18 protein-coding genes and 2 pseudogenes are annotated in these 17,874 nt (G+C 66.4%); 9 read left to right on the forward strand and 11 right to left on the reverse strand.

What is annotated here, in order from left to right:
- Nucleotides 1-509: 509 nt before the first annotated feature.
- Both KRX52_RS15925 and zapE read left to right on the forward strand, forming a co-directional pair.
- Nucleotides 510-965, forward strand: a complete 456-nt coding sequence (locus KRX52_RS15925) for a nucleoside deaminase (protein WP_217682716.1) — start codon at nucleotides 510-512, stop codon at nucleotides 963-965.
- Nucleotides 966-2,128, forward strand: a pseudogene (gene zapE / locus KRX52_RS15930) (cell division protein ZapE). It abuts the gene before it with no gap.
- 78 nt (nucleotides 2,129-2,206) lie between these two features.
- On the opposite strand, the gene KRX52_RS15935 reads toward zapE, so the two are convergent.
- On the reverse strand, nucleotides 2,207-2,707 hold the full coding sequence (locus KRX52_RS15935; protein WP_217682717.1) for a hypothetical protein: 501 nt from the start codon (nucleotides 2,705-2,707) through the stop codon (nucleotides 2,207-2,209).
- 495 nt (nucleotides 2,708-3,202) lie between these two features.
- On the opposite strand from KRX52_RS15935, the gene KRX52_RS15940 reads away from it, so the two are divergent.
- Nucleotides 3,203-3,823, forward strand: a complete 621-nt coding sequence (locus tag KRX52_RS15940; protein ID WP_217682718.1) for an eCIS core domain-containing protein — start codon at nucleotides 3,203-3,205, stop codon at nucleotides 3,821-3,823.
- 95 nt (nucleotides 3,824-3,918) lie between these two features.
- Here KRX52_RS15940 and KRX52_RS15945 read toward each other — a convergent pair whose 3' ends face one another.
- The 6 genes from KRX52_RS15945 to KRX52_RS15970 all read right to left on the reverse strand — a co-directional run bounded on the left by KRX52_RS15945 (nucleotide 3,919) and on the right by KRX52_RS15970 (nucleotide 8,964).
- Complete coding sequence (locus KRX52_RS15945) at nucleotides 3,919-4,263, reverse strand: DMT family transporter (protein WP_217682719.1); 345 nt, start codon at nucleotides 4,261-4,263, stop codon at nucleotides 3,919-3,921.
- An 87-nt stretch (nucleotides 4,264-4,350) separates the two neighbouring features.
- Entirely contained in the window at nucleotides 4,351-5,484 is a 1,134-nt protein-coding gene (locus KRX52_RS15950) for an aminomethyl transferase family protein (RefSeq protein WP_217682720.1), read from the reverse strand.
- Nucleotides 5,485-5,570: 86 nt separating this feature from the next.
- Nucleotides 5,571-6,596 (reverse strand): heme-dependent oxidative N-demethylase family protein, encoded by a 1,026-nt coding sequence (locus KRX52_RS15955; protein WP_217682721.1) that lies wholly within the window; start codon nucleotides 6,594-6,596, stop codon nucleotides 5,571-5,573.
- 15 nt (nucleotides 6,597-6,611) lie between these two features.
- A complete protein-coding gene (locus tag KRX52_RS15960) occupies nucleotides 6,612-7,556 on the reverse strand; it encodes a PDR/VanB family oxidoreductase (RefSeq protein ID WP_217682722.1) in 945 nt (314 codons plus the stop codon).
- A complete protein-coding gene (locus KRX52_RS15965; RefSeq protein ID WP_217682723.1) occupies nucleotides 7,553-8,101 on the reverse strand; it encodes a dimethylamine monooxygenase subunit DmmA family protein in 549 nt (182 codons plus the stop codon). The genes KRX52_RS15960 and KRX52_RS15965 overlap by 4 nt, the downstream gene beginning before the upstream one ends.
- A 314-nt stretch (nucleotides 8,102-8,415) precedes the next feature.
- The gene (locus KRX52_RS15970) at nucleotides 8,416-8,964 is read right to left on the reverse strand and encodes a hypothetical protein (protein ID WP_217682724.1); all 549 of its coding nucleotides are present in this window, start codon (nucleotides 8,962-8,964) and stop codon (nucleotides 8,416-8,418) included.
- Nucleotides 8,965-9,206: 242 nt separating this feature from the next.
- On the opposite strand from KRX52_RS15970, the gene KRX52_RS15975 reads away from it, so the two are divergent.
- Together KRX52_RS15975 and KRX52_RS15980 are read left to right on the forward strand one after the other, a co-directional pair.
- Nucleotides 9,207-10,511 carry a sensor histidine kinase gene (locus tag KRX52_RS15975; RefSeq protein WP_254797633.1) on the forward strand — a complete coding sequence of 435 codons (1,305 nt, stop codon included), beginning with the start codon at nucleotides 9,207-9,209 and terminating at the stop codon, nucleotides 10,509-10,511.
- A 1-nt stretch (nucleotide 10,512) separates the two neighbouring features.
- Nucleotides 10,513-11,424: a response regulator gene (locus KRX52_RS15980; protein ID WP_217682725.1), complete on the forward strand. Its 912-nt coding sequence runs from the start codon at nucleotides 10,513-10,515 to the stop codon at nucleotides 11,422-11,424.
- Between the two features lie 25 nt (nucleotides 11,425-11,449).
- On the opposite strand, the gene KRX52_RS15985 is transcribed toward KRX52_RS15980, so the two are convergent.
- Nucleotides 11,450-12,256: a hypothetical protein gene (locus KRX52_RS15985; protein WP_217682970.1), complete on the reverse strand. Its 807-nt coding sequence runs from the start codon at nucleotides 12,254-12,256 to the stop codon at nucleotides 11,450-11,452.
- A 288-nt stretch (nucleotides 12,257-12,544) separates the two neighbouring features.
- On the opposite strand from KRX52_RS15985, the gene KRX52_RS15990 reads away from it, so the two are divergent.
- Entirely contained in the window at nucleotides 12,545-13,327 is a 783-nt protein-coding gene (locus tag KRX52_RS15990; protein WP_217682726.1) for a TorF family putative porin, read from the forward strand.
- 68 nt (nucleotides 13,328-13,395) lie between these two features.
- On the opposite strand, the gene gstA is transcribed toward KRX52_RS15990, so the two are convergent.
- On the reverse strand, nucleotides 13,396-14,004 hold the full coding sequence (gene gstA, locus KRX52_RS15995) for a glutathione transferase GstA (protein WP_217682727.1): 609 nt from the start codon (nucleotides 14,002-14,004) through the stop codon (nucleotides 13,396-13,398).
- Nucleotides 14,005-14,344: 340 nt separating this feature from the next.
- Between gstA and KRX52_RS16000 the strand changes: the two genes are divergently transcribed.
- Nucleotides 14,345-15,211, forward strand: a complete 867-nt coding sequence (locus tag KRX52_RS16000; protein ID WP_217682728.1) for an isocitrate lyase/PEP mutase family protein — start codon at nucleotides 14,345-14,347, stop codon at nucleotides 15,209-15,211.
- Nucleotides 15,212-15,221: 10 nt separating this feature from the next.
- Here KRX52_RS16000 and KRX52_RS16005 read toward each other — a convergent pair whose 3' ends face one another.
- Nucleotides 15,222-16,199 (reverse strand): hypothetical protein, encoded by a 978-nt coding sequence (locus KRX52_RS16005; protein WP_217682729.1) that lies wholly within the window; start codon nucleotides 16,197-16,199, stop codon nucleotides 15,222-15,224.
- Nucleotides 16,200-16,398: 199 nt separating this feature from the next.
- On the opposite strand from KRX52_RS16005, the gene KRX52_RS16010 reads away from it, so the two are divergent.
- Nucleotides 16,399-16,665: a DksA/TraR family C4-type zinc finger protein gene (locus KRX52_RS16010; RefSeq protein ID WP_217682730.1), complete on the forward strand. Its 267-nt coding sequence runs from the start codon at nucleotides 16,399-16,401 to the stop codon at nucleotides 16,663-16,665.
- 14 nt (nucleotides 16,666-16,679) lie between these two features.
- Here the strand turns inward: KRX52_RS16010 and KRX52_RS16015 are convergent, their stop codons facing one another.
- Nucleotides 16,680-17,075 (reverse strand): lysozyme inhibitor LprI family protein, encoded by a 396-nt coding sequence (locus tag KRX52_RS16015; protein WP_217682731.1) that lies wholly within the window; start codon nucleotides 17,073-17,075, stop codon nucleotides 16,680-16,682.
- Nucleotides 17,076-17,413: 338 nt separating this feature from the next.
- Between KRX52_RS16015 and KRX52_RS16020 the strand changes: the two are divergent.
- Nucleotides 17,414-17,545 (forward strand): annotated as a pseudogene (locus KRX52_RS16020) (TraR/DksA C4-type zinc finger protein); the annotation flags it as partial.
- Nucleotides 17,546-17,874 lie beyond the last annotated feature (329 nt).

Raw genomic sequence — 17,874 nt, forward strand, 5'->3', positions numbered from 1 at the left:
TCGACCGAGTCAGTGTTTCGTCTCAACCGAGGCCGCGAATTCTACAGCAGCCTTACAACCTGTCAAGCGTTTCGTGAAAATTTCTTTTCGTTTCAACCACTTGCGCTAGCTTCAACCCGGAGGCTGCCGCAGCGAGGTGGCGAATAATACAGCCTTTAAAAACGCTGTCAACACCTGCCTAGAAAAACTTGGGAGGAGCCTCAGCGCCCGGTACATGGCCACCCCCCCTCTATACCGCAACTACTCTGCAGATTGGTCTCAGGCAGGTGCGCGCCAAGACCCGATGCGTTACATCGACCGCACAAGGATGGCCCCAAGCCAGGGCATATAGCCTGCCTGCAGGCACGGTGGGAACAGGCCGCAGCAGGCGTTGATAGGGCGTCCCCCGCCTACCTTGGCCGGGTGATCATTCGGTCGAGGCAGTGACCACACACCACTTCCCCTCAGGGCCAGGCAAGAGCATTCTCTGCGACGCAGCGACTTCGTCCCGGCCACTCAAGGGGAACACCATGGATCCATTCATGCACGCCGCCATTGCGGAAGCACAGCTCGGCCTCGCAGAGGGCGGTATTCCGATTGGCTCGGTGATCGTTCATCAGGGCCGCATCATCGGCCGCGGCCACAACCGCCGCGTGCAGCAGGGCAGCGCCATTTTGCACGGCGAGATGGATGCCTTCGAAAACGCCGGCCGCCAGCCCAGCAGCGTCTATCACGACGCGGTGCTCTACACCACCCTGTCGCCCTGCTCCATGTGCAGCGGCGCCATTTTGCTGTACGGCATCCCGAAGGTAATCGTCGGCGAAAACCTGACATTCATGGGCGAGGAGGCACTGCTGCGCTCCCGCGGCGTGGATGTCGAGGTTCTGCAGGATGCTACCTGCATTGAGCTGATGCGCGGCTTCATCGCCAGTCGCCCCGAGCTGTGGAACGAGGACATTGGCGTCGAATCGGATGGGGATGCCTGAATGCCTCATTCTGCGGTGAGCAACGCTGCAGCTCCGTCACCGCTTGCCGCCTACCGGCAGGCCGTCACGAACGGCTTCCAGCCCGACGAGGCGCAGCACCAAGCCGCACGCCTGTTGGATAGCTGCTACCTGGCCCTGCACGCCCCAGGCGAGCGGGATGCCTCGATCCGCGGCGTCTATCTGTGGGGCCGGTCGGCCGCGGCAAGACCTGGTTGATGGACCAGTTCCACCGCAGCCTGCAGGTACCGGCGCGGCGCCAACACTTCCACCATTTCATGCGCTGGGTACATCGGCGTCTGTTCCAGCTCACCGGCACCGCCGCCCCCTTGCAGGCACTGGCCCGCGAACTGGCCAGCGACGTGCGCGTGCTGTGCTTCGACGAGCTGTTCGTCAGCGACATCGGCGACGCCATGCTGCTCGGCCCACTGCTGCAGGCGCTGTTCATGGAGGACGTGACCGTGGTCGCCACCTCCAACCAGCCGCCATCACAGCTGTACGCCGATGGTTTCAACCGCCAGCGCTTCCTCCCGGCGATCGAGTCCATCGAGCGACACATGCAGGTAGTGGCAGTGGACGGTGGCGCGGATCACCGCCTGCATCCGGGCCCGCGGCACCAGCGCTACTGGATCGCCCAGGCGGATCGGCAGAGCGCCTTGGCGGAGGTATTCGAGCAACTGAGCGACGGCCAGCCGGGCATCGCCGGTCCGGTCACCCAAGGCCACCGCACCCTCAACGCAGTCCGGCACAGCACTACGGCGATCTGGTGTCGCTACGCCGATCTATGCCAGCAGCCGCTGTCGGCCTTCGACTTCATCGTCCTGTGCGACCACTTCCCGGCCATCCTGCTCGGCGAAGTACCCAACCTCAGTGCCCGCCAACAGGCAGCGCGTATTGCCCGCGGCACTGAAGATGGCGCCGAACGGGTGAAGGCCGGCGACCGCCAGTTGCCGGAGCTGTCAGTGCACGACGACAGCGTGAGGCGCTTCATCGCCCTGGTGGACGAGTGCTACGACCGCCAAGTGCCGCTCTACCTGGAGGCGCAGGTGGCGCTGGAGGAGCTGTATACGGAGGGTGGACTGGCCTTCCCCTTCCGCCGCACCTTGAGCCGCCTGCGGGAAATGCAGTTGCAGCGCTTTGCCGAGGTCACACCGGCGCAGCCTTGACGCCTCCCCCCTATCGCACGACACGGTAGCGGGTCACCACTGCGGCTGACGGAGACAGTCAGCCGGTATAAGTAGTGGTCATTTGGCCCGGTTGAGTATCCGCGCATTGCTGGAAGTTGCCGGTGCCGGCTCGCCGCCGTTGAGCGTGGCTGCCAGCGCCTGGAGATCGGCCGGGCTGAAATACAGGGGCCGGCATCGAGCGCCCAGATCCATCTGCCAGATGCCGTCCTCGCGTCCTGGGCGCTGTCCCTCGCTGGAGTAGACCCAAGCGCTGCCGCGCACGATGGCCGTACCGCTGACACCCAGCAAAGGCTCACTGCCGGTATCGGGCAGGAACACGCTCAGCGTGTCCGCCTCCAGCAACTCGCAATACCCCGCGCCCCTGACCTTGCGCACAAACAACTGGTTGTCGGGAGCCGGCCCCACCGCGAACGAGCAATCGACGTAGTCCCGGCAGACCTCTGTCGTACAGAGTTCGAGCAGCTCCCTACCGGTCAGAGTGATGCCGGTCATTGTGTGCAGGCTGCGCAAAGCCTGTGCCGAGTTCAACCATGGAGGTACTGCACTATCCATATTCATCCCTTGCCTCCTCTGGTTGTTTTTATTAAAGGCTAGCAGCCAGAGGAACAGCTCGCGTCCTTTTCACCTGCCCCAGCCTGCACGCTATCCGGGAGTCGGCCTCGTCACCCAGCCTCATGCCTGGCTGCCGTCGACCGAAGCTTTATGACAATGCCGGGATAGCTCTCCGGCTGGGGCCCTGCGACTGCGCGGCTAACCATCGAGCCAATACGACCCGGGTGAGCCAAGCCGCTCATTAAGCACGGGCGAAACGGCACAGGAATAAGACCTTCGACCATGGAAGGCCGAAACGCTGGCCTCAGCCTCAACGGCACCTTGCATCAGCCAGCGCCCGGGCACTGTCGCGGTAGGCCGTGGACAGGGGAACGGCCGGAAAAAGCCGAGGAGCACCGGGTAACGAACGCCGCCTGCAGCGGTCCAACATGCGGTGGGCGTCCGGGCACGACGGTGACGGCCCCATCACCCGCCGATTGCCATTGCTTGTGGGAGAGCCCATTGCCAGCTGTTTTCTTGCGTCAGTGTTTCCGCTCAGCACTGCTGTTTTTTGCTGTCGGCATTTCGTCCGTTGTGTTCGCGGCCTCCTCCTGCCCGACTGGGCAGCAGGAAGTCTGCGTGGTCGTCTGTTTTTGTGCCCCCGGCTCCAAGGAGGACACCGGGGCGCTCTACGACAACGTCAACCAGGTGGCGGCCTCCGGCCTGCAGAACTGGATAGTGCAAGCCCGCAACACCGCCGCAACTGGCGACATTCAGCCTATTCCGCTGAATATCCGCGCCCAGCTCGAACCCTATTACGACATGCAAGTACTCGAGTCCGTGCGCTACAAGATAGGCGATGATACCGAGCTGAACGCCGCCAACGCCGTGCTGCAGAATCCCGATGTGAATGCAGTCACCCTCATCGACATCATCGTCTTTCGGAATCAGGATGACGCACTCAACAATGTCGCGCTCTGGGCGCATGAGCTGAAGCACGTGCAGCAGTACCAGCAATGGGGCGTTGCCGGATTTGCCGCGCGCTACACCCGCGATTACAACAGCGTCGAAGCGCCTGGCTACGAGATGCAACGCCGGGTGGCCAGCGCACTGAAGGCCGACGCAGCCCCGGCTGCGCACTAGCGGCCATCTCGCTGGCGCATACCTGCTCGAATCGAAGCCCACCGAGCAGGCCGGCAGACAACCGGGGGCGGGGCCATTTTCGCCGTCACCGTGTATCAGGCCATGCTCGGCGAAAACAGCTTGAGCCCCACCACTCCTGCAACGATCAGCAGCAGGCAGGCGATGCGCCCGGCATTGGCCGCCTCGCCCAGGAAGGCGATACCGTAGATCGCGGTGCCCACTGCGCCGATGCCGACCCACACCGCGTAGGCGGTGCCCACCGGCAGGGTGCGCACCGCCAGGGCCAGCAGGTACAGGCTGAGGGCGATGAATACCGCGCAATACAGCGTCGGCCACAGCCGGGTGAAGCCTGCGGTCTTCGGAATGGCCGCGGCATAGCAGATCTCGCAAAGGCCGGCGCTGAGGAGAAACCACCAGCCGGCGCTGGAACCCGTGAACATATCGACTCCCCCTGAAATGAAAGCGGGCGGCACATCCCTGTGCCGCCCTGTTCCCAGCCCCAGGAACTCTGTTGCGAAGCAGAAGCCTCAGCCCTTGGCGGTGCGCTTCTTCTTCTCCGGATCGTCGAACGGCATGGTGTGGGCGATGGCCTTGACCTCGAGACTGCCGCGCACCTGCAGCGGGCAACCCTGTTCGGCGTAGGGCACCTCCATGCGCGCGATGGCCATCGACCGGCCGGTGAGGCGCGAGTACATGCCACAGGTGATCACGCCGACCTGCTTGCCGTCGGCCCACAGGGTGTCGCCACCCGCAGCGGCCTGCTCGCCCTCAAGCAGCACGCCGAAGATCTTGAAGCGCTCCTTGCCCTTGAGCCGTGCGTGCTCCAGGCCGCCGCGGAATTCGGCCTTGGTCGGCGACACTGTGAAGTCCAGCCCCAGCTCCCAGAGGGTGTCGCCGGCGCCCTGGTCGGCGAAGGGGTACATCTCCGAGTTGTCGTAGGGGAAGAACAGCAGGTAGCTCTCCACGCGCAGCCAGTCCAGGGCCAGGAAGGCGCAGGGGATGATGCCGAACGGCTGGCCCTTGTCGAGGATGGTGTCCCAGATCAGCGGCGCGTCGGCGGCCTTGCAGAAGATCTCGTAGCCGCGCTCGCCGGTGTAGCCGGTGCGCGAAATCATCACCGGGTAGCCGAACAGCTTGGTCTGCATATGGTGGAAGTACGGCAGCTCGCGGATACCCGGCACGTGCTCGGCGAGAAAGTCCACCGCCAGCGGGCCCTGCAGCGACAGGTCGTGCATATCGTCGTCGAACAACACCGCCACCTGGCGGCCCTGGGCCGAGCGCACCAGCATCTCGTAGCCACCGCCGGCGCCGTGCACCACCATGAAGGCGTTGGGGCCGGTACGGTAGATCACACAGTCGTCGACGAACTTGCCGGTCTCGCTGAGGATGGTCGCGTACACCGACTTGCCGGGATACAGCTTGGCGATGTCGCGGCTGGTGGCGTATTCGAGCAGCGATTCGGCGTGCGGGCCCACATAGTGGACCTTTTTCAGGCCGGACACGTCCATCAGGCCGGCACGGGTGCGGATCGCCTCGTGGGCATCGGCCAGGCTGGTCGCTTCGTAGGTCCAGGCGGTGCCCATGCCGTTCCAGTCTTCGAGTTGGGAGCCCAGGGCGCGGTGACGTTCGGCGAGGGCGGAAATGCGCCAGGAATTGGCCATGTCGTTCTCCTTGAATCTTGTTGGCGCACGCCCGTGAGGGGCGCACGCAAGGCGGCTTGCGAATCGGGTAAATCGGGGGCCGGCACTCAGGCGGGCACGGCCTCGGAATCGAACTGGCCGAGCCACTCCACTACCGTCTGCCGGTAGCGGCTGAGGCCCTTGTAGTCGGCGATGGCGTCCGGCAGGTCGCGCAGCACGCGGTGCAGGCGCTGCGCCCAGGCCGGGTTGGTGGCCAGTTCCTCGAGGCTGATCAGGTAGGTGCGGATGCCGAACAGCAACGCATTGCTGCGCGGCAGGCGGGCCATGAACTGCAACTCGACGCGCAGATGCACCAGACGGGCGACGTTCTCGGCGCTCACCAGGCCGCGCTCGTGGCCCCACTCGTGGAAGGTTTCCGAGGAGGTGTCCAGACGCGGATTGATGGTCATGGTCCAGTTCAGTCGGCGCACCGGGCGGTCTACCGGGATGTTCAGCAGGTACTTCAGCGCACGGTCGAACACGCCGAGCTCGGGGGCCATCGGCACCGGCGCGTGCCACTGCTTGAAGCTCATGCCGGCGTCGAAGGCCAGCGACCAGTCGGCCGGGCCGGTGACAATGCCGGCGTCCATGTACAGGTCGCCGTCGCGCTGGTCGAGCAGGGCGATGTCGCCCTGCACCTGGCGGCCGATGTACTCCAGCGGCTCGTACGGCAGGGTGTCGGCGTCGCCGAAGGTGAAGCGCTGGCAGATGTCCAGCGCGTGGTTCTCCCAGGTCCACTGCTTGCCGTCGCGGGTCAGGCGGTACAGCTGCGGATAGTCGGCGGCCAGATGCGTCATCAGCATTTCCAGCGCATCCCAGCTCGCCTCGTGCATGTGCGGCATGACGATGCAGCGCTGCGGGTCCTTCTTCAGTACCCGCGCGCGCTCGGCGGTTTCCGAGCGGTAGTGCTCGTCGATGTCGAACCAGTGGGCGAACACCGAGCCCGGCGCGCCGGGGGTGGCCGGCTCGATGTTCACCGAGTACATGTAGTGGTCTTCGGGGAACGGGAAGGGAAAGCGCGCAATGGCCTCGGGGCTGTTGCGGAAGGTGAAATCGTCCCGGTAGCTTTCCAGCGGCTTGAGGGTGACGGGCATGACGAAGGACTCCTCTTACAGGTCGAGCAACAGGGCGCTGCCGCAACGGCCGCGGGAAACACAGGGCATCAGCTGGCTGGCCCGCTCTGGCTCGGCGAGGAAACCGTCGCGATGCTCCACCTCGCCGTCGAGATAACGGGTGGCGCACTGGCCGCAGACCCCGCCGCGGCACAGGCTGGGCACTTCCACGCCCGCCTCTTCGAGCGCTTCGAGCAGGCTGGCCTCGGCCGGCACCTCGATGCGCCGGCCGCTGTTGGCCAGCACGGCGACGAAGGGTTCGCCGGGCTCGGCGGCGGCAAAGGCCTCCCAGTGCACCCGGCCGGCCGGCCAGCCGAGGGCGGCGGCGCTGGCGCGCACGCCGTCGATCAGCCGCTGCGGACCACAGACGTAGACATGGCTGCCGAGCGGTTGCGCGGCGAGCAGCTCCAGCAGCTCAAGACGCTCGCCGGCAGCGGCGTCGTAGGCCTGGAAGCGCTCGCCCAGGCGCTCGGTCAGCTCGCCTCGATAGGCGTCGGTGAGGCCGCCGCGGCAGGCGTAGTGCAGCGCGAAGCTGGCGCCGCGGCGCTCGAGTTCGGCGACCTGGGCGAGGAACGGGGTGATGCCGATACCGCCGGCGATCAGCAGGTGATGCTGCGCCTGGGAATGCAGGGCGAACAGGTTGGCCGGCGGCGACAGCTGCAGGCGATCGCCCTCCTGCACCTGCTCGTGCAGGAAGCGCGAGCCGCCGCGCGAGTCTTCCTGCAGGCGCACGGCGATGCGGTATTGCTGCGGGGCGGACGGATCGCCGAGCAGCGAATAGGCGTTGCGCAGGCAGCGCTCCGCTGTCGGCAGGTGCACCAGCACGTGGCTGCCGGCGGAGAAACCGGGCAGGCTGCCCTGCACGGCCTCGAGGGTGAATTCACGCACCAGCGGAGTCAGCTGGCGCACGGCGGCGACCCGTACATCGAGCAACTGGCTCATGGGCGGCCCTCCCCGTGCGGCTGGTCCGGATCCAGGCAGACGCCCATATAGGCGCCGAGGCGGCGCGAGAAGTGCTCGCGCACCAGCAGGCGCACGCCGCAGCCGCTGCAGGTCACCTCGCCTTCGCTGCCGATGCTCTGCTGGGTAGCGCAGTGCACGCAGTACAGCTCGCGGCGGCTGCCGGTCTTGACCAGCTCGATCTCCTCGGCCAGCAGGCCACTGTGGCGCGCCAGGCGGTAGATGCGCCAGACGAAACTCTCGTCGCCGCAGACGTACAGCCGCGTGCCGACCGGGGCCGCCGACAGCAGGGTGAGCAGACGCATCTCCAGCCGCTGCGGATCACCGTGGTCATGCACACCTCCGCTGCCGCGCAGGCTGAGCAGCTCCAGCGTCTGGCCGTCGGCACTCAGTTGCCCATGCAGATCGACTGCTTCCGCCAGGCTGGCGTCCTGGGTCACCAGCAGCCGGCGCCCCGTGCTCAGAACCGTCGGGACCGCTGCGTACACCGGCTTGCTGCGCATCACACCAGCAGCTTCGACACTCATTTTCAGACCTCCCATACTCTGCCGGGAGCAAACGACCAGTAAGCCGCCACACACCCGCAGAAAATTACTCAAGAGAACATTTAGTTCCTAAAGGGAAAGCACATTGCATGCCATTATTTGGCAAGCTACTGATCTGAAAAGAGTTTTATGAACGCCGGGGAAATTTCGCGCCCGCAGGCACGCCAGCACAGCCCGCGTCGTGCACAACGCTTGCGCACGACCGGCCGAAAAGGGGCATTTGCGGGGCAGCCCAGGCAGCCAATGAAGAAGTCATGGCTGCCGCCGGCATTGCACCGGCGGCGGGACGGGAAGGCTTACTCGGCGTCTTCGCCTTCGTCTTCCGCTGCGGCCAGCAGGCTCTCGTAGGCCGGCGCGGCGTAGATGCCCACCTCCACCGCCAACTCCAGCACCCGCGGCAGATCGGCGGTGTACACCAGCACCATCTGCAGCTCGTCGTCCAGCGGCTCGCTGAAGTCGACCAGCACGTAACCGCCCTTCTCCGGATACAGCGCGCTCATCTGCACCTGCATGCGCCGCAGGGCGCTGAGCAGGTCGGCCTTGGCCAGCTGCTTGGCGGTCAGCACGAAGGGCACGCCCGGGCCGAAGGAGTCGCGGATCTGCTGGAACAGTTCGCTGGGGCTGTCACCCAGAAACAGCACGGTATCCGGCAGGCTGCCGACCACCACCCACTCGCCCAGTGGAATGGGGAAATCGTCGCCGTAGTTGACGTCGGGATTGGCGGCGAGGAACGCCTGCGGATCGGCATAGGCCTGGGCGGCCTCGTCGGCGATGCGCGCGATCTCTTCGTCGCGCATGCAGCCCGAGCTGATCAGGGTGATCAGCTCAATCAGCTGTTCTTTCATGGGGAAGGTCCTGTGGGAGCCAAGAAAATTCGCCGGCATTTTCGCCGATGCAGCGCTCGGGCGGGGAGCTTATTCGCCGGCCCGGCACCATTCCCGACCGGCCACCGACAGATCGCAGCGCGCCGGAAGGCGCAAGCCGGGCACCGCGGGAATGTGCCGCGCTGCGCAAAACCACCGGTAACACCATCGCAACCTTGCGCTGTTTCAATGGCGACCACTCGATAGGACATTGAGAGTCGTGCATGACCACCCCTAGCGCACTGACACCGCTGCTGATGTCCGCAGCGCCGCTGGCTCCCGACATGAGCATCGCGGATGTGGCCGACCGTCTGCTGACCCCCGAATGCAAGGCCTTCCTGTCGCTGGCGGTGGTCGACGCCGACGGTCGTCCGCTGGGCCTGATCAGCCGCTATGCGCTGCAGAACATCTTCATGCTGCGCTTCGGCCGCGACCTGCACGGGCAAAAACCGGCGCACAGCGTGATGAACGACGCCCCTCTGGTGGTCTGCCTGGACACCCGCCTGGAAGAAGCCGCCCAGCAGGTCACCTCGCAGCTGACCTACCCGATCACCGAGGACTTCATCCTGGTCGACGGCGAAGGCCGCTACCAGGGCCTGGGCACGGTACTCGACTTGCTCAAGGCTATGGAGAAACGCGTCGCCCAGCGCAACGCCGTGTTGCGCCGGGCGCTGGTCGACCTCAAGGAATCCCAGGCCCAGCTGGTGCAGTCGGAGAAGATGGCCTCGCTGGGCCAGATGGTCGCCGGCGTCGCCCACGAGCTGAACACCCCGCTGGGCTACGTGAAGAACAACGTGCAGCTGCTGCGCGAGCTGAAGCAGCCGCTGCTGCAACTGGCCGACACCCACGGCGCCCTGCTCGACTGCCTGCACGCCGCGGACTGCGACGAGGCGCGCCTAGCCGCCGCCCTCGGCGAGGCTGTCGACGCCCGCGAACAGGCCGCGCCGGAGCTGCTCAAGGAAGACCTCCAGCAGCTGTTCAGCGACACCCTCTACGGCCTCGAGCAGATCGGCGAGCTGGTGGTCGGCCTGAAGAACTTCGCCCGCCTCGACCGCGCCATGAGCGAGGACATCGACCTCAACGACTGCGTGCGCAGCGCCCTGGTGATCGCCCGCAACAACATCAAGGACAAGGCCGAGGTCACCTTGCAGCTCGGCGAGCTGCCGCGCATGCCCTGCGCGCCGTCGCAGATCAACCAGGTGCTGCTCAACCTGCTGACCAACGCCGCCCAGGCCATGGAGCGCTGCGGCCAGATCCTGGTGAAGACCTGGGCCGACGACGCCGCGGTGTTCATTTCCGTGCAGGACTCAGGCAAGGGCATGCCGGCCGAGGTGCTGGCGAGGATCTTCGACCCCTTCTTCACCACCAAGCCGGTCGGCCAGGGCACCGGCCTCGGCCTGTCCATCAGCTTCAAGATCATCCAGGACCATGGCGGCACGATTCGCGTCGCCTCCGAGCCGGGGCGAGGCACACGCTTCCTGATCCGGCTGCCGCGCGCACAAGCGCCCAACCTGCAGGAGAGTGCCTGATATGACCACCCCCACCCGGATCCTCTTCGTCGACGACGAAGAGCGCATCCTGCGCAGCCTGGCCATGCAGTTCCGCCGCCAGTACGACGTGCTCACCGAATGCGACCCGCGTCGCGCGCTGGAACGCCTGAAGAGCGAGTCGGTGCAGATCATCGTCAGCGACCAGCGCATGCCGCAGATGAGCGGCGCGGAGTTCCTCGCCCAGGCCAGCGAGATCGCCCCGCACACCCTGCGCATCCTGCTCACCGGCTACTCGGACCTCGACGCCGCGGTCGATGCGCTGAACAGCGGCGGCATCTTCCGCTACCTGACCAAGCCGTGGGATCAGCAGGAGATGTCCACCGCCCTGCGCCAGGCGGCGGGGATCGCCGCCAGCCAGGTTCCCGTGGCGCTGACCGACAGCTCGCAACCGAGCACCGCGCTGACCGTACTGCTGCTCGACGACCACGCGGAAACCCTGGCCGCGGTCGGCAGCTTCTGCCACGCCGGCGGCCACCGTCTGCTGCACGCGCGCAACCTGCCCGAAGCCCTGCTGCAGCTGAACAGCGAGCCGGTCGACCTGCTGATCAGCGACCTCAAGCTCGCCGGCGAAGACACCGCGCCGCTGCTCAAGACCCTGGCCCAGGCCCATCCGCGCCTGCTCAGCCTGGTGGTCACGCCGTTCCAGGACACCCAGGCGCTGCTCAGGCTGATCAACGAGGCGCAGATCTTCCGCTACCTGCCCAAACCGATCCGTCCGGCCCTGTTCGAGAAGAGCCTGAGCGCGGCCGCCCGTCAGGCCCAGACCTGGCGCACCCAACCGACCCATGTGGTGGCGCGCCTGGCCGAAGCGCCGAAAGAGGAGCGCGAGCGCGACAAGGTCGGCAGCCTGCTGGGCATGCTGGGACGGCTGCGCGAGCGGCTGATCGCCTGAGCACCGCCGCACCGGCGCCGCGCGTTCAGGGCCGCGCCTGCGGCTGCACCAGGAAGTGCCCCGTCTCGCCGCTGGCACCCGCGGCGCCGCTCAGACCGTCCTGGCCCGGGGCGCCGCCGTTGCGATAGACCTTGATGCCGTTGCCGCGGGTGCTGAATTCGCCGGCACCGGCAACCCCGCCCTTGCCTCCACTGCCGCCCGCGGCGCCCAAGCCACCGGCGGTAAGGATCTGCACGCCCGGGCCGTGGTTGCTGACTGGGATATAGCCGGCCTCGCTCAGGCTCCAGTAGCGCAGCGCCACCGCGCCACCGCGCCCGCCGGCTCCGCCCTCGCCGCCCCGGCCACCGGCGCCACCCGCCCCGCCCGCGCAGCGATCCGCCGCGCCGCCAGCGCCGCCTGCGCCCCCGTCGCCCCCCGTCGAACCCGCGCCGCCGCGGGTATCCAGCAGCAGCGAGCCGAAGCTACGCAGGCCGAGCGTGATCTGCAGGTCGCTCCCGGCAGCGCCGGCCCCACCGGACTCGCCCGACTGACCGGCCTCGCCATCCGCACAGGGCTTGCCCGCATGACCGGCAGCGCCCGCGCGCCCCGCTGACGCATCGCTGCCGTGCGCCAGCAGGCGCACGTCGCGGCCGATCCACGCCTGGTCGGCACGCAGCTCGAAACGCGGCAGCCCCGGCGCCAGGCGCAGGGTCGCACCATCTTCGAGCACCAGGCGCTCCAGTTGCAGGCGCGGCTCGTCGATCAGCCGCTCCTGGCCGGCGGCCACATGCAGCTCCGCGGCCTGTACAACACCGGCCAGCAGGCTCGATCCGAGCATCAACAAGGTACGCATCCATCTCACTCCAGGCAGGAAAACCACCTATGGTTGCAAAGGGCACGCCAGCTTTTTCACGCCACCAAACCGGGCCAGAGCGTGCCCGCCGATGGTGCACAACGGCGCCAGGCAAAAACCCGCACAACCGGCCACATCGCCAATGACATCCATAAGTCATTGTATTTAAAGGAATTTATAAAGTTGGCAAGCCGTATGCATAAGGCAAATCAGCTCCACTCAGACTTAACACCACACTAAAAAAGCCGAGGATGCCAATTCCTCGTCGGACCATAGGGACAAATGACCATGCTCAAGAAACTGACCCTCGCCATCTCCGCCGCCAGCGCAGTGACCGTCAGCAGCTTCGCCGCCGCCGAAACCGTGAAAAGCCCGATCGGTGACTTCGACGTCAGCATGAACGCCGCCCTGACCACGGACTACATCTACCGCGGCGTGTCACAAACCCAAGGCAAGGGCGCCATCCAGGGCGGCCTGGACGTGGCCCACTCGAGCGGTCTGTACGTCGGCACCTGGGCTTCCAACGTCGACTTCGTCGCGGCCGACGGCAACGACGCCAACGTCGAATTCGATTACTACCTCGGCTTCACCAACAACATCACCGACGACATTTCCTACGACCTGGGCTGGATCAAGTACGACTACCCGGGCGCCACCGCCGCCAACTACAGCGAGTACTACGGCAGCGTGACGGCCTACGGCTTCAAGGTCGGCGCCGCCTACTCCGACGACTTCGCCATGTTCGGCAGCAATGGCCTCGCCGACGACAACACCACCCTGTACACCTACATCGGCTACGACTACACCCTGCCCTACGAGATCGGCCTGGCCCTGCAGTACGGCAACTACGACTTCAAGGACAACATCTTCCTCAACAGCGCCGGCGTTGGTAAGGAAGACTCCTACAACGACTGGTCCATCGGCCTGACCAAGACCTACGCCGGCCTGGACTTCGGCATGACCTACACCGACACCAGCCTCAGCGACAGCGAGTGCAAGGGCTTCGCTGCCGGCGGCAAGTCCGACTACTGCGATGCCAACTTCGTGGTATCGGTGTCGAAGAGCCTGTAAGCCCCTCCTCGGGCCGACAGCAAAAGGGGCGCCAGATGGCGCCCCTTTTTCATTTTCGGCACAACCCGCTACTTCAGCAGGCCCTCCGCGCGCATCGCCTGCTGCACCGCCGGGCGCTCCGCCATCCGCACCTGGTAGGCGGCCAGCTCCGGCCAGGGCGCCAGGTCGATGTGCATGAAGCCGGTCCAGTTGACGATGGTGAACAGATAGGCGTCGGCAATGGTGAAGTGGCGACCGCACAGGAAGGCATTCCCCTTCAGCGCCTGGTTGACGAAGCCCAAACGCAGGCTCACCCGCTCCAGCACCGCCTGCTTCCACTCCGGGGTAATCGCCGGATTGAACAATGCGCCGAGCCCTTTGTGCAGTTCGCTGCTGATGAAGTTGAGCCATTCCAGCACGCGCCAGCGCTCCATGCTGCCGGCCGGCGGCAGCATGCTGACGTCACCCTTGAGTTCGGCCAGGTATTGCAGGAGCACCGCATCCTCGGTGAGCACCTGGTCGTACTCCAGCTCGAGGGCCGGCACGTAGCCCTTGGGATTGATCGCGTAGTAGTCGCTGCCATCCGCAGTGGTATGCGTCTTCAGATCCACCTTGACCAGTTCATGGGGCAGGCCCAGCTCGCAGAGCACGATGTGCGCCGCCAGCGAGCAGGCACCCGGCGTGTAGTAGAGCTTCATGCGGTTCTCCTCGAGGAGTTGTAGACGAACCCCCGAAAACCTAGCACAGAGACTGCTCGCGCGACGGCCGGCGCTGCGGGTCGGCCTGCGCATGCTGCGTGCCAATCCTCACCGCACTGTCGAACGCTGCACAGGCAACCGCCATGCCCCCCATGGCGCCCTCCTGCGCCCGGTTGGCGGTTGTTCGCCGCGTCCGATGCGCCATCGGCGTTTTTCCGCCAGCCCAACCCCGGCAGAGCGCCGGAAAGCCGCGGCGCAGGCCCTATTTCAGAGCCGGTACAGGACTTGCAATACAACCTTGGTAAAAAGACCTCAAACAATGACTCAGCAGGAAAATCCCATGCAAAGAGCCTGTCATCACCAGCTGCGCGAAGCCTTCCGTGCCCTGCTCGCCAGCCCCGCCTGCTACCACACCGCCTCGGTGTTCGACGCCCTGTCCGCGCGCATCGCCGCCGATCTCGGCTTCGAAGTCGGCATCCTCGGCGGCTCGGTCGCCTCGCTGCAGGTGCTCGCCGCTCCGGACATCGCCCTGATCACCCTCAGCGAGTTCGCCGAGCAGGCTACCCGCATCGGGCGCGTCGCCCGCCTGCCGGTGATCGCCGACGCCGACCACGGCTACGGCAACGCGCACAACGCCATGCGTACCGTCATCGAGCTGGAGCGCGCCGGCGTGGCCGCGCTGACCCTCGAGGACACCCTGCTGCCGGCCCAGTTCGGCCTCAAGTCGTACGACCTGATCGGCGTCGAGGAAGGCGTCGGCAAGCTGCGCGCCGCCCTGTCGGTACGCGACGATGCGGCGATGGCGATCATCGCCCGCACCCACGCCGGCGTGCAGCCGCTGGAGGAAGTCATCCACCGCACCCAGGCCTACCAGGGCGCCGGCGCCGACGGCATCTGCCTGGCCGGAGTCAAGGACTTCGCCCACCTGGAAGCCATCGCCGAGGGCCTGAGCATCCCGCTGATGCTGATCACCTACGGCAACCCCGAACTGCGCGACGACCAGCGCCTGGCCGATCTCGGCGTGCGCATCGTGGTCGACGGCCACGGCGCCTACTTCGCCGCGGTCAAGGCCACCTACGACTGCCTGCGCGAACAGCGCGGCATCGCCACCGGCAACGGCCTCAACGCCTCCGAGCTGGTGACCAAGTACACCCACCCCGACGACTACATCGCCTGGGCCGGCGAGTACATGAACGTCAGGGAGTGAGGCGCCCCGCTCAGGCGATCGGCCGCCCGCTCGCCGCCCCCGACAGCTCGTCGTGCAGCCACTGGACGCGGGCCACCTCCGGCGCCACCACGCCGCTGCCGAGCACCTCGAGGAAACTGCAGGCCGCATAGCCGCGGGCCGCCGCCTCGTAGCGCTCGACCCAGTCGCGGCGCATGTGCAGGCGCTCCGGCGCCACCGGCCAGACGCCGGGACGCGGCTTCAGGTGGTGGGCCAGGCCCATGCGCCAGGGCTTGGCGCTGAGCCGCGCGCGGAAGCACTGCTGCCGCTGGCACATGCGGGCGTATAGCGGATCGACGCCCAGCGCGCTGAAGCACTGCGCCACCGCCGGATCGTCCGCGACGAAGGTGCGATGGGTGGCCAGCGCGCGCAGCCCGGCGGGCGTGCGATACAGGCGGAAGCTCCAGTCGGGATGGCGCTCGAGAAAGCGCAGGATGCGCTGGCGCGCCAACGCCGCCGCGCCGCCCTGCCAGTCCAGGTACAGGCGATGCACCCGCCCGGCCAGCAGGCCCGAGGCGAACAGCGCGACCAGCAACAGCCCCGCCAGCAGCAGCACCGAGTGCGTCAGCCAACCGGCCAGCAGCCCCAGCGCCGCCAGCGTGGCGAACACGCCGATGGCGAAGCGCAGGCTGGGCTGCTGGGCGAAGTCGATGTCGGCGAACAGCACGTCCGCGCTGTTCAGGCAGCGCGCGCCGTAGGAATTGCGGGTGATCAGCACGTCGTCGTGGCGCGCGACGATCTCCTCGCGGATCGGCACCCCCTCGGCGCCGTTGTAGGGCACCTTCGGCTCGCGGCGCGCCAGCTTCTCGCCGTCACGCAGGCCATCCAGCGCCTCCTGGGCACGCTGCTCGGCGTGGGCCTGCGCCTCGGCCTGGCTGACATCGGACCAGCCGAAGCGGCGCACGGTGATGTGCTTGCCGTTGCGCCGGTACTGCGCGCGGGCCTCGGCCCAGTATTGTGGAACGATCAATTGCTGCCACCCCTGGTTGTTCTTATTCGGTCGGCAGCTCACGGGCGTCCGTGGCGCAGAGCATAGGCGCCGCCGATGGCCGCCGTCACGAGCGCAGCCAGCGTTCCGTGCGTCGCCACGCAGCTCGCCATGGCCTTGCATAACCGCGCGCCAGGGTGCATATCTTCGACAAGATTTCTCTCACTCTCGCGGAGGCAGCATGGCCGGCGGCTGGACCAACGATGGAGCGGTACAGGAGCAGATCGACAGCACCATCGAGGACGCCATCGCCCGCGCGCGCAGCCAGTTGCCGCGCGGCGATAGCCTGCAGCACTGCGAGGAATGCGACGCGCCCATCCCCGAGGCTCGCCGCCAGGCCATCCGCGGCGTACGCCTGTGCGTCGCCTGCCAGAGCGAGCACGACAAGCAGCAGAGCACCTTCAGCGGCTACAACCGCCGTGGTAGCAAGGACAGCCAGCTGCGCTGACCGCGTGCCGAAACCTACTCGCAGCCCTGCCCGACCGCCCCCTCCTGCATGTTGGCGGCCTCCATCTCGCAGGCCCGCTGCTGGGTCATCGCCCGCAGGCACTCGGCCGCGGCAATCTGGCTGATGGAGCCCTCGCCCGCGGCATAGAAGCCGCAGTTCGCGTCGCGGTACTGCACCCAAAGCCGCTGCGCCGCCTTCAGCGGCTCCTTCTGGCCAGAGTCGCTACGCTGCATCAGCGCCTTGTAGGCGCCGCTCAGACGGCGGTCCCAGGTTTTCGTGTTGCCATTCAGGCAGTCGACGATGTCGGCGGTGATTTCCTGGTTGCACTCCTCGTAGTCCGCGCCGTACATCTGCGCCCCGACGGGGGCACTGAGCGCCAGGAACAGGACAGGCAGAACAAACTGACGCATGACAAGAACCTCCCGAACAGGAAACGCCACTGGGTGCCGCCACAGCCCCCGAGCGGGCAGCCCCAGGTCAGGGCCAGCGAGGGCTTGCCACACGGAGGCGATGCCCCATGCAGCACAACGCCGGGCTTACCCGGCGCCCGCGTTACTCCAGCAACATTGCCAACACTCTAGGCCCGCCGAACCTGCCGCGCCAACGGCAGGGGCTTGCGGCCACCGCGTCCAGGCTTGGCAGACCAGCACCGACCCACCAGCCACGCCTCCCGGACAGACGAGGCCTTGCATCAGCGCGCCCAAGTGCACATACCTTCAGGCAACGACACCCCATATTCCGAGGCAGCATGGCCGGCGGCTGGACCAGTGACGGAGCGGTACAGGAGCAGATCGACAGCACCATCGAGGACGCCGTCGCCCGCGCGCGCAGCCAGCTGCCACGCGGTGACAGCCTGCGCCACTGCGAGGAATACGACGCGCCGGGATGAGTTCGGCAGAGAAAATGCATTCGCCTGAGTCGATCGAGAACTAGCCGGCGAGTTACACGGTTGCCGCCATTGAATCGGCTTTCTGAATGACGCCAACTGGATAGCGCAGCCTTCGATGATCTCAGAGGGGATCATCCCCCTACATCCGCAGATACCCGAGGCGAGAGCGGTAGAACAATGAATCGCATGACGGGCTCGCCACCATTGAATTCCTAACCACATGAAATACAGCATTTCTCTTTTTTCCGGAAAAATACCACCCTCCATTTTCGCCAAGTAATTGTGTTGCGCTACAAATCATGAACAGCATAAAATCAACC

Source organism: Geopseudomonas aromaticivorans (genome assembly GCF_019097855.1).
In the GTDB taxonomy this organism is placed as follows: Bacteria; Pseudomonadota; Gammaproteobacteria; order Pseudomonadales; family Pseudomonadaceae; genus Geopseudomonas; species Geopseudomonas aromaticivorans.